Source organism: Microbacterium sp. NPDC089190 (assembly GCF_040701795.1).
In the GTDB taxonomy this organism is placed as follows: domain Bacteria; phylum Actinomycetota; class Actinomycetes; order Actinomycetales; family Microbacteriaceae; genus Microbacterium; species Microbacterium galbum.
On the sequence record NZ_JBFBHF010000001.1, the window covers coordinates 821106 to 837778 of the forward strand.

Consider the following 16673-nt stretch of genomic DNA (forward strand, 5'->3'; position numbering starts at 1 on the left):
CATGCGCGACGCGACGGCGGGACCAGTCCCTCCCCCGCCGCGACCGGGCGAGGAATCGATCGGGCCGCTCTGCTGCCGTCGGAAGGGGTGACGCGGATGGGGTGATGAGGGGATGACGAGGAGGATGAAAGAGCCGCCCTCGATCCGTCTCGTCCTCCCCCTCACCCCCAGGATCATTCCTGCGCGGTCGGCGACCCGCTGCGCGCACGAACGCGTCCGACCGGAGGCGTTCGGTTCCTGAACAGGAGGTACCGATGCTGATCGATGTGGATAGCCTGCCCACGAACGCGCGCTCCACCCGTCGCACGAGCCGTTTCTGGGCGCCCCGCGACGGCACGCTCGCTCGTCTGCACGACGCGCTGAGCGGCGACGTGGTGCTGGTCCGTGGTCCGGCCGGGGTGGGGAAGACCTCTTTGCTGCGTCAGTTCGCCGCGTCGCTCGAGGACGATCCGGAGCGCGGCGTGCAGCTCATCGACGCCGCCCAGGTGCCGGCGATCCCCGTCCCGCGCGTCCTCGAGGCCTTCGCCGAGGGGCCGCCGGTCCACGTGCTCCTGATCGACAACTTCGTCGACGAAGCCGGGGTGACGACCGAGGACCTCCTCGGCATGCTGCGCAGCGATCCCACCCTTCGCCTCATCGTGGCCACTCGCGTGTCGACGGGGCTGGAGAGCCCGCTCGTGGCCCTGGAGTTCGACGTGCAGGTGATCGCCGCGGACGACCTGCGCATGACCCGCGACGAGTTGACCACGGTCCTCTCCCTGAACGGTGTGCCATGGACGGACCCCGCCGTCGACGTGCTGACCGAGCTCACCTACGGCTGGCCCGCCCTCGTGCAGCTGGCGGGCACTCGTCTGCGCCTGGAAGGGACGTCGCTGCGGACGCAGGACGACGCGGTCGGTGCGGCGCGTTACGCGGTCGCCGCCCTGACCAGCGACATGGAACAGCGCCTCGCCCTGCCCATCACCGATGAGATGCGCCTCCTCGCCGTCGCGCCCTACATCACCGCCCCTTTGGCCGAAGCGATCGGGGTGGAAACCACCACCGTCCTCTCGCACGATCTCCTGAGTCGCATGCAAGCGGCGGGCCTGGTCTGGCCGGGTTCCACGCGCGTCACCCTCGCCGAACCGATCCGCGAGCAGTGGGCGGGGGTCATCGCCGCCCGCAGCCCCCAACTCGTGTCCGCCGCACGACTCCGGCTCCTCGATCACCTCGTCGAGGGAGGAGAGCCACTCCTGGCCGCTCAGCTCGCCGCCGACGCCGGCCAGTGGAACACCCTCGCGGGAGTCCTCCGATCATCGGGACCCGAGATCTGGGCACGCGATCACGACGCCTTCACCCGTCTCGTCTCCGCACTCCGGACGAGCGGGCCCGCGGACCCGAAGGTCGTCGGCACCCTGCTCGCTCTCGACGCCGAGACGGCGTCGTCGCCCGAGACCCCGGCGCAAGCGGTCACCGCCCTCGGCCGACTCACGGATGCCAAGAGCGCCGCCGCGGCCGACCTCGATGCGCTCATCCTGCGCGTGAGCCTGCTCCGCGCCGCGGGTCGCTTCGCGCTGGCCACGGAAGCGGCGACGCTCCTCTCAGACGCCCTGCGGCGCCGCCATGACCTCGCCGGCGAGCCGGTGCACGAGGGCTGGTACCAGATCGGGATGACGGCGTTCGCGATGGGCAAGCTCCGCGAGGCGACCGTGGGGCTGGGACAGGCCGAACGCGCGGCGCCTCCGGCACGGCGCATGCGCGTCCGCGGAGCCCTCGCCGTCATCGCCCTCCTCGAGGGGGACGTGCGCGGCGCTCGGCGCATCATCGACGACAATCGCGAGGACCCCTGGCTGGCGTCGCCCTGGGGCGAGGGGATGCGCGTCGCCGAGGCCTGGCTGCTCCTCGAGACCGGCGACGCCGCGGAGGCGAGGGAACGCTTCGACGCCATCCCGGCGACCGAGGGAGCCCGTGAGCTGTGGCCTTTCGCCGCGGCGGCGCACACCCTGTCATTCCTGCTCTCGGGTGCGGCATCCGATGCTCTCGGGCTGCTGCGCGCCTGGACGGGGCGCGCGCGCAGCACGCCTCCCTCGCACTATCAATCCACGCAGATCCTCACCGCACGAGCGAAAGTGCTCATCGCGCTCCGTCAGGCGAGGAAGGCGTTGGCGCTGTTCGAAGGACCCTTCGCGCTCTCGCCGGTGACGGCGCCCGCGATCGCCCTCTCTCAGCTGTATGCGGGACGCACGCATGAAGCCTTCGTCATGAGCGTGAAGTGGGGCCTGCACCACGAGCCGTCCGCTCGTGCGGCGCTGGAGAGTCTCGTCGTGAGCGTCGTCGCGGATGTGCGGCTCAACGGCGTCGACGCGCACCGAACGGCGGTGCAACGAGCGGAGGCGCTCAGCACGCGTCACGATCTCTGGGGTCCGTGGAGCGCCGTCGCACCGGAGGATCGCGCTCTGGTGCTGCGACTGCTGTCTCCCGCCGCACGGGCGCACGTCGCCGAACGCGCGTCGTTCTTCGCATCGTCGGTGAGCGTGCCCCATCTCACCAAGCGCGAGCAGGTGGTCCTCGCGCATCTGACACCCACCTCGACGATCGCGGACATCGCCCGTGCACTCGTCGTCTCACCCAATACGGTCAAGACGCAGCTGCAGAGCCTCTACCGCAAGCTCGAGGTGTCGGACCGGTCGAGCGCGATCCGTGCGGCCCACGCATGGGGACTCATCGAGGGCGACGGCGAGGGTTGATCGGGTGGTCGCGCCGCCGTCGACGCGACCACCCCACCACTGCGCGTCCGACGAAGAGCAGGACGAAGACGAACACGACGCCGGGAACGGTCAGCGGGATTCCGGCCCCTCGCACGACCATCAGCACGACGACCAGAGCCGTAACGGGCAGGAGGACGCCCGCCGCCCGCTTCAGCTGGCGAACCGTCAGAAGACCCTTCGCCCGGCGGCGCGGCGGGCGGGACCCCACGTCAGAACCCGCGTCCATCGGGCGTCGATTTCCGCAGCTCGCTCGCGATCTGCGATCCGAACACGCCGAACCAGGCGATCGCCAATGTCGCGGCCGTGAACTCCAGGTTGCCGCCCAGCACGGTGTCGCCCCGGAACAGGGCGAGCATCGCGCCGGTGAGAGAGGTCGCTCCGACCGCGACGAGGATGAAGACGCTCGCCCCCCGCATCCACGGGCGCCGCCGCACCAGGGCGACCTGCCCCATCGCGACGATCGCGAGCAGGAAGCCGATCACGGCGAATGTGATGTGCACGAGATCCTGCGGGAGCGCTCCGGGCGTGAAGGGAACCGGACACCCCGGCGAGCAGGTGACGGCCGACGCGACACCGAAGCACAGGCCGCACAGGAGAAGAGTCGTGGCGATGGGCCACCCGACACGATAGGCGTCATCCGGGATCCGGTGGAGAGCCCGGTCGACGAGGACGGCCGCGACGGCCAGCAGCAGCAGCGCGAGGTTGAACACCGGGGCCGTCGGCATCCCGGTCGCCCCGAGCTGACTGACGTAGTGCACGCTCGGGTCCCACAGGCGGCAGACCCAGATGAGCGCCGCACTCGCGAACGCGGCGGCGGCGCCGCCCGCGGCCTGGGTGACGTGTCGGCGTGCGATCGCGGTCGGGCGGATGCCGGCCAACCGGTCGACGGTCTCGGTCATCGGCTCCTCCTGGATCGGGCTCCGCCACATTACCGTTCGACCGGTCCCCCTTCCGCGGGGTGGGGGTGATGTGCGCATCATCATGGGTGATTTTCCGGGGGCGGTCCGCGGACCCGATCCCGTCCGCGTCGGATGCTGGGCGTGCGGGCAGAGCGGCAGCGTCATCGTGCGAGCCGGGGGGCCGCACCGTCGGACCGTCGCTCTGCCCGCACCCCCTGCGCGCACGCCGGGCGGGCGGATCGCTCAGCGCGGCACGCGTGCAGCCCCCGCAGACAGGCGAATCCGCGGGTGAGAAACGGACCTCTTCGACGGCGCGCATCGACCCCGACTGGGAGGCTCGGAGAGAGCGGATGCCGAGTGGCTCTCCCCCAGAACCTCACTCTCCCGTGGCTCTGCTCGCTCACGGATGCGCGGCCCCGGTCACGGCACCCGGCCGCAGGGCCGCGCATCCTCCACCCCCTCGAATCCATGACCACCATGACCGATGAGGTCGGGTCGAGGCGCGGGTGGCGATCATCAGGAGGCACATGTGACCGAGCGACCCGACCGCAGCCCGGACGCCCTCGGCGACGACCGCCCGTCCGAAGCCGCAGCGGATGACTCCGTGCTCGACGCGCTGCTGAGGGCGGTCGAGAGCGATGCCGGTCCCGTCTTCCCCGTCGGGTTCCGCGGATACGACCGGGATTCCGTGGACGAAGCCGTTCGCGAACTCGGCGAACGCGTGCGGCGCAGTGCCGAGGAGGCGCACGATGCGCAGCTCCGGGCCGAGGCGAGGTTGGCGAAGCAACGGGCGGAGCACGATCAGGAGCTCGCGGAGGCCATCCGTCGACACACGGAGGAGAACAGCGCGCTCCGCGAGCAGGTGCGCGAGGCCTCTGCCCGCGCGGCGGCGGCGGAGACGCAGGTTTCGGCGCTCTCGAGCGAATTCGCGGGCCGCCGCAGCGACGACGACCCCGAGCAGGGCCGCCAGCAGTTCGACGCGATCTTGCGCGTCGCCGAGGAGCAGGCGTCGGTCCTCGTTCAGAACGCCGTCGGGCAGGCGGAGCGGCTGCTCGCGAGCGCGCACGCCGAGGCCGCGACGATCCGTGACGACGCGGTGACCGAGCAGGCCCGCCTCCGCGCGGAGGCGCAGCACGATGCCGATCAGATCCGTCTCCGCATCGAGACCGAGGCGACCGCGCACGCGGCGCGGCTGGAGCGGGAGGCGGCTCACGCGGCCGAGCGCGTCTCGCAGGCCGAGCGAGAGGCCGTCGCGGTGCGCACCGAGTCGGAGAAGGGGGCGGCCGCGCTGCGCTCGCTCGTGTCGAGGGAGACCGCCGACCTCCGCGCCAAGGCCGAACGCGACGTGCGGGAGATGACGGCGCGGGTGCTCGAGTTCGAGGAGTCCCTCACCCGGCGGCAGGACGAGGCCCAGCAGGAGTTCCTCGTCCTGCACGACCAGGCCGTGGCCCACGCCGAGCGGATCACCTCCGACGCGAGCGAGCAGGTCGCCGCGGCGCTGGAACACGCGCGACGCATCGCGGCCCGGGCCGACGACTACGAACGTCTCGCTCGCGCGCAGGCCCAGCAGGTCGAGGCCGATGCGCAGGTGCGCGCTCGCGAGGTGCTGGATGCCTCACGCGAACGGGCGCAGACGATCGCCGACACGATCACCCAGCACGCCGCCTCGGTTCTGCGCGATGCGGAGGACCGCACGCGCGACCTGCGCTGGCAGCAGCAGCAACTCGGTAGCTTCATGGCCGAGATGAACGAGATGCTGCGCGCGGTTCCGCGAGGCGGATCGGACGGGCGCGACCTCGGCGACGACGACGGCACGAGTCCGTCCGGGCCCGGCGTCGCCGACGGCGATGCGGCCGACACGCTCGACGACGCAGAGGGTCTCGCGGCATCCTCCGATCACGGAGAGTGAGCGCCGAGCCGCTCCTGCTCCCACTAGCGTGGAGCGATGCGCACCGTTCCCCTCGGCTCCTCCGGTCTCTCCGCCCCCAACGTCGTGGCGGGCATGATGCGGATCGACGACAAGAGCGACGCGGAGGTCCGCGCGCTCTACCAGGCGTCTCGTGACGCCGGCATCGACTTCTTCGACCACGCCGACATCTACGCGCGGTCCCTGCACTCCGCGGAGGAGCGGTTCGCGCAGGCCCTGTCCTTGAGCGACACGGAGCGCGCCGAGATCCGCCTGCAGACCAAAGCGGGGATCGTGCGGGAAGGGCCGTACTTCGACTTCTCGTACGAGCACCTCGTGTCGTCGGTCGAGAGCTCGTTGCGGGCCCTGCGTACCGACTACGTGGACGTTCTCCTGCTGCACCGACCCGACGCGCTCGTCGAACCCGACGAGGTGGCCCGGGCGTTCGATCACCTCGAGGAATCCGGAAAGGTGCGGGCCTTCGGAGTCTCGAACCACACGCCCCGCCAGATCGACCTCCTGCGGACGGCGGTCCGCCAGCCGATCGTCGCCAACCAGATTCAATTGTCCATCGCGCACGCGCCCGTCATCACGCAGGGGCTCGCGGCGAACATGGAGAGTGCTCGGCAGTCGGTCGTCCTCGACGGCGGCGGTCTCGTCGAGTATTGCCGCATCGAGGGCATCACGATCCAGGCCTGGTCTCCGCTGCAGGGGACGCGTGGAGGCGGCGGGGTGTTCCTCCGACACCCCGAGTACGACGAACTCAACGCGGTCATCGACTCTCTGGCCGCCCGATACCGCGTCACGCCCATGGCGATCGCGGTGGCATGGATCACGCGGCATCCCGCGGGGATGCAGGTCGTCCTGGGCACGACGACACCGGGGCGGGTCACCGAGGCTGCGGAGGGCTCGGACATCGAGCTCACCCGGGCGGAGTGGTACGCGCTCGTGCGTGCCGCAGGTTACGTCGTTCCCTGAGCGCGTCGCTCGTCAGTCGCCGCGACGACGGCGTCGGCCTCGGGAGATCACGACGATGGCGCCGATGACGACGATGGCCGCGCCGAGAAGCGGGATCAGGACGAAGGCGAGACGCCCGGCTTCCGCCTCGGAATCCGGTTGAGCCTGCTCGGCGACGACGGCGGATACCGAGGAGGCCGTGACCGCGACGTCGCCCTGCACGCTCGCCGACCCGGTGGGTGAGGCGAACGCGGGCATGGGTGCGAAAGCGATCGCGGTGGCGAGCACCGCCGAGGTGATCAGGGGGGATTTTCCGGTGCGCACAGCGTTCCTTCCGTCGGATCGCCCAGGCTACGCACGCTCCGGCCGGTCAGCCCGACGGTAGACGAGAGGGTCCGGGGAGGATATGGGCACGGCCTGTCGCCTAGGCTGGCACCGACCGCCGACGAGACGAGGCCACGAATGTCGCGATCCCGACGCCCGTGGGGAGCCGTCTTCAGCGGCGTCGCGGCGGTGATCCTGGCAGCCCCGACCCTGGTCTTCCCCGCGGATTCGCCGACGGAGCCGAAACTCGGTTTCCTGGCGGTCGGAACGGTCGTGTTCGCCGTCTCCGTGGTGCGGATCCGGGCGGAAGGGATCGAACGCACCACCGCCCCGCCGGAGGAGCCCCTCACCGAGGAGTGAGCGCCTCCAGGGCGTCCGCGGTGATCACGGAGATCGGTTCGGTGGGCAGTTCCCACGAGGCGAGGGGTTCCATGCAGTTCTTCCGTTCGTGGGTGTCCGAGTTCGGGCGACCGTCGCCGGTCGACGCGCGACGTGAAGGTCAGGCGGCGCGGGCGAGGCTTCGCGCGACCTTGTGGCCCTGAGGGGCAGTGCGAGCGGACGAGGATGCCGTCGCGGGCTCGTCGAGCGCGATGTCGAGGCTGAGCCCGCGCGAGGAGTTGGCGTCGTTCGCCAGGCGCTTCAGGAGGTTCTGGTCGAGCGCCTCGGGCTGCTCGGAGTCGAAGACGAAACGCAGCGGGATCGAGGGCTGCAGCCAGATCGTGGACCGGCCGACAGGCTGATCCGGACCGTGCACCCAGGACAACGTGAAGCTCTCCCCCCGGCGGAGCTTGGTCGCGACGACCACCTTCACGTGCGCCAGCATGCGGTCGTCGATGTCGATCGGCTCCGTCGAGGTGCCGTAGAAGAGCTTCGCCATGGTGATTCCCCTTTGCTCGTTGCTCACGGATAAACTTACTAGGTAGACTAGCGAATAGGCAAGCGAGATATTAGGAGAGCGATGACAATCGACACCCCATCGCCCCCGTCGTATTGGTACAGCGAGAGCTCGGACGACGAGCGTGGCGCACGGATCATGGAGGCGATGCGGGCATATCGTTCCGCCGAGATGGCGATGCGCCGGCGCACCCAGGAGTCCATGGCGATGGGCGAGAACGAGCTGCTCGTCCTCCGCTTCCTGACACGATCGGCCGCAGCGAACTCCGCCGTCACTCCGATCGACCTCGCCCGGCATCTCGGCGTGTCGACGGCATCCATCACCGCCCTCCTCGACCGGCTCGAGAAGTCGGGGCATCTCCAGCGCCGCCCCCACCCGTCCGATCGGCGGAAGGTCCTCGTCTCGAGCACGACCCATGCCGACGACGAGATGCGCGACACCCTGACCGGCATGCACGCGCGCATGATGCAGGCCACCCGTAGCATGACGGAGGAGGAGACGGTCGCGGTCACGGGCTTCCTCGACCGGATGCGGTGCGCCGTCGCCGACCTCTGCGGCCGAAGCGGAACGTGCTGTCCGACGGCACAGGCTCAGCACTCCTCCCCCCTTTCGTCGGACGCTGCCGCGTGAGGACCTCCGTCGGTGTCGGGATCGTCCTGCGCACCGAGGCCGAGGCGGACGTCGTCCTCTCGATCACCCCCGCGGACGGGTGGACCCACGACGAGACCCTGACGGTCGACACGGACGGACGGGCGATCCCCGCGGTCGAGGTCGCGGACGCGCACGGTACTCGCGCGCATCGCGTCGTCCTCCCCGCGGGGCGGACCCATGTCACCTATCGCGGTTCCGTCTCCCCTCCTCGCGCGCCCGCCCCCTCCGACGAGATCGACCCCGTGCGCTACCTGCGACCCAGCCGCTACGCGCCGTCGGACGATCCGCGCCTCTCGGACCTGGCGCCCTCGCGGTCCTCCTCGGCGCGGGAGCGCGTACGCGAGATCACGCAATGGGTTTCAGAGAGGCTCGATTACGTCTCCGGCGTCAGCGGCCCCACCGATACCGCTCTCGACACGCTCCGTGAGGGCGCCGGAGTCTGCCGCGACTACGCGCACGTGACCATCGCCCTCCTGCGCGCCGCGGGGATCCCCGCGCGACTCGTGTCCGTCTTCGCCCCGGGACTCGACCCGATGGACTTCCACGCCGTCGTCGAGGCGTTCGTCGACGGCCGGTGGGAGGTCGTCGATGCCACACGCCTCGCACCCCGTGCGCACTTCGTCCGCATCGCGACCGGTCGTGACGCCGCCGATACCGCCTTCCTCACGACTGTGTCGGGCACGGCGACGTTGGAGTCGGTCGAGGTGACGGCAGTGGCCGTCGGCGATCTCGTCCCGGACGATCCCGACGCGTCGATCCTGCTGCGCTGACTCCGTCTCGAGACGGAGGCACGGTCACGCCACCCCGGGTAGCGTCGGGGCATGGACCTCATCGTGCGGTCGCCTCGCCTGCTCCCCCGTCTCGTCGTCGGACTCGTCGGCCTCGCTCTCGTGGTTCTGAGCGCGATGGCCGTTCCCGCGCCGGCGCGCGCAGACGTCGGCGACTTCACCTTCGACTCGTTCTCGGCCGACATGACGCTCTCCCGAGCCGACGACGGGCACGCGGAACTCGCGGTGACCGAGACCCTGGTCGCACGTTTCCCCGACGAGGATCAGAACCGCGGCATCATCCGCTCCCTCCCCGATGACTACGACGGGGTCCCCCTGCACACGCGGGTGGTCTCGGTGACCGATGCCTCCGGCGCCCCCATCCCTTACGACGTCGAGACGGACCGGCGCGAGGTGCGGGTGCTCACGGGCGACGACTCCTTCGTGCGCGGCGTGCAGACCTACGTCATCTCGTACACCCAGCGCGACGCCATCCGTTCCTTCGCCGACACGAACGCCGACGAGTTCTACCGCGACATCAACGGCACGCAGTGGGAGCAGCCGTTCGGTGCGGTGAGCGCTCGCCTCCGGGTCGACCCCGCCCTGACGGATACCGCCCTCGACGGCGCCGCGGCGTGTTACGTCGGGACGCAGGGATCATCGCAGACGTGCACCCTCGACCGCGCGACGGACGGGGGCGGCCTCGTCTTCGAAGCGGGGGCCGAAGGGCTGGCCCCGGGAGAGAACGTCACGATCGCCGTCGGTTTCGCGCGCGGCACCTTCGTCGCGGGTGAGGTGGTCCGCACACCGCTCGAGCAGTTCTCCGTCGATGCGGCCCCGCTCCTGGCCGGTTCGTCGCTCGGCGCCGTGGGTGTCGGCGCCCTCGGTGTGGCCGCAGCGGTCATGGCTCGGCGTCGCGGACGCGACGCCGAGGGGCGCGGCATCATCGTCGCGGAGTACGACCCGCCGGCGGGAGTCGACGTGCTGCAGGGCGCGGAACTGGTGGCGCGTCGCGGGACCGGCATCCCCGCGGCCATCGTCGACACCGCTGTGACGGGGCACCTCCGCATCGTCGACGACGGCGACGCGCGGAGCCTCTCGCTCGAGCTCGTCACGGCCGAGGGAGCCGATGCGCTGCACGGGGCGATCCTCGGAGCCGTCTTCGGGGCGCACGCACGCCCGGGAGCTCGCGTATCGCTGGGCCCCGAGCGTCAAGACGTCGCGAAGGCCCTGCAGCGGCTCCCCCTCGCCGCCGCGTCCGAGCTGCGCGCTCGCGGGTGGAGCGAGAAGCAGCGTCTCGGACGCTCCCTCGCCGCGGCGGGTCTCGCCGTGGGCGCGTTCGTCGTCGCGGTGCTGGCCCTCATCCTCGCCGCGATGGGGACGACCCCGGCGTGGTGGCAGATCGCTGCGATCCCGGTGACGGTGGTGCTCGGCATCCTGAGTTTCACACTGCTGCGCTACCGCGATCGGATCACGGATGCCGGGGCCCCGGCGCGCGACCATCTTCGGGGGCTGCGCGAGTATCTGCAGCTCGCGGAGGCGGACCGACTGCGCGTGCTGCAGAGCCCCGAAGGGGCGGAGCGACGACGGATCGATGCGGGCGACGCGCGCCAGGTGCTGTACCTCTACGAGCGCCTCCTGCCGTGGGCGATCGTGTGGGGCGTCGAGAAGGAGTGGTCCGAGGCGCTCGACACGCGGGTCCGCGAGAGCGGCGACGACCTGCACTGGTACCGGGGCGGCGGCGGGTTCTCCTCCGCCGCTCTGATGTCGACGATGGGGACGCTGCGCACGGCGAGCACCCCGGTCACGACGACCACGAGCGGCTCGGGGAGCTTCTCGGGCGGCTCGTTCGGGGGCGGATTCTCGGGTGGGGGCTCGGGTGGCGGCGGAGGCGGCGGACGCTGAGTCGACCGGTCACTCGGCGACGCGCACGACCTCTGCGATGACGCGCGGGTCGGCGAGCACGCGGAAGTGGCCTCCGCTGGCCAGTTCCACGTTCCGGGCACCGGCGAGCTCGCTGCCCTCGGGGATGTGCGGGTCGAAGGGGCCGTAGACCGACACGATCCTCGCGTTCGCGTCGGCCGCCGCCGCGAGCGCGCGCATGGTGGCATCCCCCGAGGCGAACGCGCGCAGCGAGGGCGTGGGCATGAGGCGGCTGTACCGAGACCCGCCGAAGGGCGTCGCGACGGCGACCATCGCCCGCACCCGAGCCCCCTCCGGGTCGAAGGCCATCAGGTGCTTGCCTATCAGTCCGCCCTTGCTGTGGGCCACGAGGACGACGTCGTGCAGGTCGCGGGACGACAGAAGAGCCGCGACGCGACCGGCCGACTCGGCGATGGGACGACGATTGTCGCCCAGCTCCGTGACCACGTGCACCGGGTGTCCGCGCTCGTGCAGGGCGCGGGCCAGCGGCTCCAGAAAGCGCCAGGTCTCGTAGATCCCGGGGAGGAGCACGAGGGGGCGGCCCGAGCCCTCGCGAAGGTCCTCATCGACTGCACGCCCCCAGGCCGCGCGCACCTGCGCTCGCACGGCGTAGGCGTAGTCCTTCGCCCACCACGAGAGGTCACGCGCTCCGGTCCGCACGGCGGTCACGGCATCCATCGGCATCCCCCCATCCTGCGGGCTCGGACGCGGGCCGTCTGCGGGGTTGCGGCGACGGTGCCGCACACCCGCACAGCGGGCGCAACCCCGGGATCTCGGCGCTCGAGGCCGCCCTAGGCTCGGGTCATGGACATCTCTGACATCCGCTGGAACGAGCCCGCACGGCAGAAGATCCTCGACGACGCCGACAACGTGCTGCGGGAGGCCGTCGTGGCGATCGCGCGCGAGAACGACGGGATCTCGTCGGACGAGGCCTTCGCGCAGATCAACGCGCGGATCAAGGACCGCTTCATCGACTACGAGCCGGGCCCGGATATTCGCACCTACGCCGACGCGATCGCCGCCGGGGAGATCCCCACCGACGACGCCGGATGACCCGCGGCACGATCCTGCCGCCCGGGCGCCAGTTCGTCCTCACCTGGGGCGTTCCGCGCGAGTACGGCGGGCTGACCGCCGCGCTGCTGCAACGGTCCCGTCTCTTCGCCGGTCGAGGGGCGACGCCGGTGCACATCTTGACGTGCGACGACCGGGACGACCGCGACGCGGTCAGCGCCGAGCTGACCCGCCGCGACGCCCTCGGCGCCGGAGTGCGCGTCACCAACCTGTGGGATTGGCTGCGCGAGAACGAGCTGCGCGGGCGTCCGGTCTCGAGCGGCGCCGGATTCTCGCCTCTCCCCTCCGACGCGGAGGAGGAGTTCACGGGCGATGTTCTCGTGCGCCGTCTCCGCAGGGATGCCGACGGCACGGTGCTGCAGATCGACCACCTGCGCCCGGACGGAACGCTCGCGGCGAGCGATCGTCGGGACGTCCCCCACTCGTCCGCACGAGCGCGACGGATCATCGTGACGTGCGACGCGAGCGGCGCCCCCCGTGCCGTGTGGCGCGGGGTGCGCCAGCTCTACGCCGCATGGCTGGACCGCCTCACGGCGGGCGAGCGGTCCTTCCTCCTCGTCGACAGCAAGGCGATGGCGCGGTTCGCCGCCGGCTACCGCCGGCCGGGGGTGATCGTGCTGCACGTCGTGCACGGTTCGCACCGCACCGACGACGGCACGGCGATCCGCCCGTCCCGCGCCGAGGTCTTCTCGCGGTTGAGCGCCTTCGATGCCGTCGTGTTCTGCACCGCGCGGCAGGCCGGGGACGTGCGACGCGAGGTCGGCCCCGCGCCCCTTCTGGCCGTCGTGCCCCACCCCGTCGCCGTCGCGGGAGACGTCGACACGCGCAGCCCGCGCCAGGGCGCGATCGTGCTCGCGCGACTGGAGCCCATCAAGCGGGTGGAGCATGCGGTGGATGCCGTGTCCCGCGCCCGCGAGCGCATGCCGTCCCTGACGCTCGACGTCTACGGCGACGGCCCGGACCGCTCGCGTCTGGAACGGGGCGACGCCGAGGGCGTCCGCTTCCACGGCTTCGACCCCACGGCGCGCGACGCCCTCCGCCGGGCATCGGTCCTCCTGCTGACGAGCCGCTCGGAGGCTTTCTCGCTCGTGGTCGCCGAGGCGATGGCGGCGGGGTGCCTGCCGATCGCGTACGACGTGCCCTACGGTCCGCGTGAGTTGATCCTCGACGGCCGCACGGGGTGGCTGGTGCCCGCCGGCGACGTCGACGCCCTCGCCGAGGCGGTCGTGCGGGCGGCATCCCTCGATCCGACGACGCTCTCGCGGATGCGTCGACAGGCGGTGGAGCGCGCGCAGCTCTACGACGAGTCGCGGGTGCTCACCAGGTGGGCCCTGACCCTGTCGCGTGCCGCACGGCGTCACCGCCTGCGCGAGGCGACCTGGCGAATCCGCGAGGTCGTCCGGCGCCGCCTTCAGATCGGCTGAGACCCCTGCCGCCCGCGCCCGAGCGGGCGTACGCTGCCTCTACCCGGCCCCGGCATCGCCGGCGCGGATGACGCCGATCCGGCGTCCCCGACGACTCCCGCCCGTCGAGCCCGTCCCCCACACGGCTCCGGACGGGAGTCGTCGTCCGGGTCAGCGGTCCTCGCCGTAGCCGCGGATGCTGCGGAGGTCGTCCTTCAGGTCCTCCTTCGAGGCGTCGCCCGGGACGATGTCGTTCTGCGGCGCGCCGTCCTGAACGGCCGCGTCCGCCGCCTGCTGTTCCTCCGCGCCGTCCTTCTTCTCCTCGACGCCCGCGTCCGTGGCGCCGTCCATGACGGGGGCGTCCTGCGTCTCTTCGCGATCGGTCATCGTCGTCCTCCTCGGTGACAGTGTTACGGCATCCTGACCCCTGCCTGCCGCCGGGAACCGGGGCTTGCGCCGCTCGGCCCGGAATGCTCAGACGCCGTGGTGCGCGGGGTGACGCCGCTCGAGGGCGGAGCCCTCGACATCGACGTTCGGCACGATGCGGTCGAGCCAGCGCGGCAGCCACCAGACCGACCCGCCGAGCACGTGCATGAGCGCCGGCACGAGCAGCATGCGCACGACGAACGCGTCGAACAGCACGCCCAGGGCCAGCCCGAGTCCCATCGATTTGATGATCACGGAGTCGGAGGCGATGAAGCCGGAGAACACCGCGATCATGATGATCGCGGCCGCCGTCACGACGGTGCGGCCCGCGCGGAAGCCCTGGGCGACGGCCAGGCGCGGCGCCGCGCCGTGAGCCCAGGCCTCGCGCATCCCGGATGCGAGGAACAGCTGGTAATCCATGGCGAGCCCGAAGAGGATGCCGACGAGGATCACGGGCAGGAAGCTCAGGATCGGGCCGGGATTGTGCACGCCGAACAGGTCGCCGAGCCAGCCCCACTGGAACACCGCGGTCACCGCACCATAGGTCGCGAACAGCGAGAGCACGAAGCCTCCTGTGGCGATGAGCGGCACGAGCAGCGAGCGGAACACCGCCACCATGATGAGGAACGACAGGCCCACGACCACGACGAGGTAGATCGGCAGGACGTCGGCCAGCCCTTCCGAGATGTCGATGTTGATCGCCGCTGCTCCGGCCACGCCGAGGGCGATATCGCCGTTCACGGGCGGCAGCGCGCGAAGGTCGCGCACCAGCTGCTCGGTCGACACGGCGTTCGGCCCCTCGGCGGGGATGACCTGGAACGCGGCGAGGGTGCGGTCGTCTGAGACGGCGACGGGGGCGACCGCCGCGACGTCGTCCTGCGCGAACAGTTCGCGGGCCACGTCGAGCTGCAGGCCCTGGACGTCGGCTTCGGCGGTGCCCCCGGGGAGGGCGGCGGTGACGAGCAGCGGCGCGTTCGCGCCGGCACCGAAGGCATCCTCTGTCCACGTGAACGCCTGGTAGGCGGTCGAGTCCTCCGCCTCGGACCCTCCGTCGGGCAGCCCCAGACGCATCGACAGGGCGGGGATGGCGACGACGAGGAGGGCGACCGTGGCGACGAGCATCGTGACCACCGCGCGCACCGTCGACATCGGCCGAACGGGGCGACCGGTCGTCGCGACGGATCCGGTCTCGATCCGGGCCGCGCGCCGGGGGTGCTCGTCGGCTTCGATCGCCGCGGTACGAGCGGTGCGACGGGGGTGCTCCGCGGCATCCGCGGCGGCCGCGGCGCGGGCACGGGCCGCGCGACCGAGGACGCGCATCCCCGCGCGGCCCAGGAGTGCCGGCGTCAGCGACACCGCGATCAGCACGGCGACGAGCACACTGACGGCGCCCGCGGTACCCATGAGCCCGAGGAACGGGATGCCCGTGATGTTGAGCGCGAGCAACGCGACGATCACCGTCATCCCGGCGAACACGACCGCATTGCCGGCGGTGCCGTTGGCGAGACCGATCGATTCGACGACGTCCGCGCCCTGGAGCAGCTGCCGTCGGTGACGGTAGAGGATGAACAGTGCGTAGTCGATACCCACGGCCAGTCCCAGCATCACACCGAGGATCGGGGTGACGGATGCCATCTGCACGAGGCCCGAGAACGACAGCGTCGCCATGGCGCCGATGGCGACCCCGACGAGCGCCGTGATGATGGGGAACGACGCCGCCAGGAGCGACCCGAGCACGACGACGAGGACGATCGCCGCGATCGCGACGCCGATGGCCTCACCGAGTCCGAGGATCTCGGGCACGCCCTGGGAGATCTCCGTGTTGAAGGCGACGTCCACGCCCGCGACGGGGTCGGCAGTGAAGTGCTCGACCACGGCCTCCTTCGACGCCTCGGCGAGCTCGAGCCGGGGCTGATCGAACGAGACGTTGACGATCGCGGTCGATCCGTCATCGGAAACGAGCCGGATGGCGTCCGCGAAGGAGAGGAGTTCGGCGCCGTCGTCGAGCTGCGCCTCCTGCGCGGCGATCTGCGCGAGACCGTCGGCCACCTGGGTCTGCTGCTGTTCGAGGGCGCTGCGCTGCTGGTCGAGCTGCGCCTGCTGCGCGTCGAGGGCGTCGAGCTGCGCCTGCTTCTGTGCGGCCGGGAGGGGTGCGGCTTCGAGCTGCGCGCGGGCCGAGTCGAGTTGCTGCTGACCGGCGTCCAGCTGCGCGGCGCCCGCGTCGAGCTGCTGCTGGCCGGACTCGGCCTGCGAGCGCGCATCGGCGAGCTGCCCGCGGCCGTCGACCACCTGCTGGCGCTGATCGTCGAGCTGCTGCTGGGTCGCGAACGGATCGGTGACGCGGGCGACGTCGGGGAGGTCGCTCGACGAGTCGACGAGAGAGGTGATGGCGCTCTTCTGGTCGGACGTCAGAGCCGAGCCGTCCGTCGTGCGGAACACCACCGCTCCGGAAGCGCCGCTGAAGTCCGGGAGCTCGTCCTGAAGTTCCGCGATGACGTCGCCGGATGCCGTGCCGGGGATGTCGAAGCTTGAGCTCAGGCCTTTGAAGCCGACGAGGAACCCGCCGACGACCACGCCGAGGATCACCACCCACGCGACGATCACGGCCCAGGCGCGCCGGGCGGCGAAGGTTCCGAGACGGTGCAGCAGTTCGGCCATGCGGTGTTCCTCTCGTGCGGTGCACGCGGAAGAGCACCGTCGGCTC

At 71.4% G+C, this 16673-nt stretch carries 15 protein-coding genes; 9 read left to right on the forward strand and 6 right to left on the reverse strand.

Translation table 11 applies throughout. The features are described 5' to 3' along the window. Positions 1-254 precede the first annotated feature (254 nt). Positions 255-2726 carry a LuxR C-terminal-related transcriptional regulator gene (locus AB0230_RS04055; RefSeq protein ID WP_366374105.1) on the forward strand — a complete coding sequence of 824 codons (2472 nt, stop codon included), beginning with the start codon at positions 255-257 and terminating at the stop codon, positions 2724-2726. 230 nt (positions 2727-2956) lie between these two features. Here the strand turns inward: AB0230_RS04055 and AB0230_RS04060 are convergent, their stop codons facing one another. Beyond that, positions 2957-3646, reverse strand: coding sequence for a DUF998 domain-containing protein (locus AB0230_RS04060; protein WP_315993571.1), 690 nt, complete (start codon positions 3644-3646; stop codon positions 2957-2959). A gap of 529 nt (positions 3647-4175) precedes the next feature. On the opposite strand from AB0230_RS04060, the gene AB0230_RS04065 reads away from it, so the two are divergent. Beyond that, positions 4176-5555 carry a cell division initiation protein gene (locus AB0230_RS04065; protein ID WP_366374107.1) on the forward strand — a complete coding sequence of 460 codons (1380 nt, stop codon included), beginning with the start codon at positions 4176-4178 and terminating at the stop codon, positions 5553-5555. Between the two features lie 36 nt (positions 5556-5591). Further along, a complete protein-coding gene (locus AB0230_RS04070; RefSeq protein ID WP_366374109.1) occupies positions 5592-6530 on the forward strand; it encodes an aldo/keto reductase in 939 nt (312 codons plus the stop codon). 12 nt (positions 6531-6542) lie between these two features. Here AB0230_RS04070 and AB0230_RS04075 read toward each other — a convergent pair whose 3' ends face one another. After that, on the reverse strand, positions 6543-6833 hold the full coding sequence (locus tag AB0230_RS04075) for a hypothetical protein (protein WP_366374111.1): 291 nt from the start codon (positions 6831-6833) through the stop codon (positions 6543-6545). Positions 6834-6971: 138 nt separating this feature from the next. Between AB0230_RS04075 and AB0230_RS04080 the strand changes: the two genes are divergently transcribed. Further along, on the forward strand, positions 6972-7193 hold the full coding sequence (locus tag AB0230_RS04080) for a hypothetical protein (protein ID WP_366374113.1): 222 nt from the start codon (positions 6972-6974) through the stop codon (positions 7191-7193). A gap of 139 nt (positions 7194-7332) precedes the next feature. Here the strand turns inward: AB0230_RS04080 and AB0230_RS04085 are convergent, their stop codons facing one another. Beyond that, complete coding sequence (locus tag AB0230_RS04085; protein ID WP_363577969.1) at positions 7333-7710, reverse strand: hypothetical protein; 378 nt, start codon at positions 7708-7710, stop codon at positions 7333-7335. 165 nt (positions 7711-7875) lie between these two features. Between AB0230_RS04085 and AB0230_RS04090 the strand changes: the two genes are divergently transcribed. The 3 genes from AB0230_RS04090 to AB0230_RS04100 are packed head-to-tail and all read left to right on the forward strand — an operon-like array spanning position 7876 to position 11051. Then, positions 7876-8358 carry a MarR family transcriptional regulator gene (locus AB0230_RS04090; protein WP_366374115.1) on the forward strand — a complete coding sequence of 161 codons (483 nt, stop codon included), beginning with the start codon at positions 7876-7878 and terminating at the stop codon, positions 8356-8358. Next, on the forward strand, positions 8355-9149 hold the full coding sequence (locus AB0230_RS04095; protein ID WP_366374117.1) for a transglutaminase family protein: 795 nt from the start codon (positions 8355-8357) through the stop codon (positions 9147-9149). Before AB0230_RS04090 ends, AB0230_RS04095 begins: the two co-directional genes overlap by 4 nt. Before the next feature lie 51 nt (positions 9150-9200). Then, positions 9201-11051 (forward strand): DUF2207 domain-containing protein, encoded by a 1851-nt coding sequence (locus AB0230_RS04100; RefSeq protein ID WP_366374119.1) that lies wholly within the window; start codon positions 9201-9203, stop codon positions 11049-11051. Between the two features lie 9 nt (positions 11052-11060). Here AB0230_RS04100 and AB0230_RS04105 read toward each other — a convergent pair whose 3' ends face one another. Next, the gene (locus tag AB0230_RS04105) at positions 11061-11753 is read right to left on the reverse strand and encodes an alpha/beta hydrolase (RefSeq protein WP_363386988.1); all 693 of its coding nucleotides are present in this window, start codon (positions 11751-11753) and stop codon (positions 11061-11063) included. Between the two features lie 120 nt (positions 11754-11873). Here AB0230_RS04105 and AB0230_RS04110 point away from each other — a divergent pair, with 120 nt between their 5' ends. Beyond that, on the forward strand, positions 11874-12122 hold the full coding sequence (locus AB0230_RS04110; RefSeq protein ID WP_363386991.1) for a hypothetical protein: 249 nt from the start codon (positions 11874-11876) through the stop codon (positions 12120-12122). After that, complete coding sequence (locus AB0230_RS04115; RefSeq protein ID WP_366374121.1) at positions 12119-13564, forward strand: glycosyltransferase; 1446 nt, start codon at positions 12119-12121, stop codon at positions 13562-13564. The genes AB0230_RS04110 and AB0230_RS04115 overlap by 4 nt, the downstream gene beginning before the upstream one ends. A 150-nt stretch (positions 13565-13714) precedes the next feature. Here AB0230_RS04115 and AB0230_RS04120 read toward each other — a convergent pair whose 3' ends face one another. Further along, positions 13715-13930, reverse strand: a complete 216-nt coding sequence (locus tag AB0230_RS04120; RefSeq protein ID WP_315993583.1) for a hypothetical protein — start codon at positions 13928-13930, stop codon at positions 13715-13717. A gap of 87 nt (positions 13931-14017) precedes the next feature. Beyond that, positions 14018-16627, reverse strand: coding sequence for an MMPL family transporter (locus AB0230_RS04125; protein WP_366374123.1), 2610 nt, complete (start codon positions 16625-16627; stop codon positions 14018-14020). Positions 16628-16673: the final 46 nt, after the last annotated feature.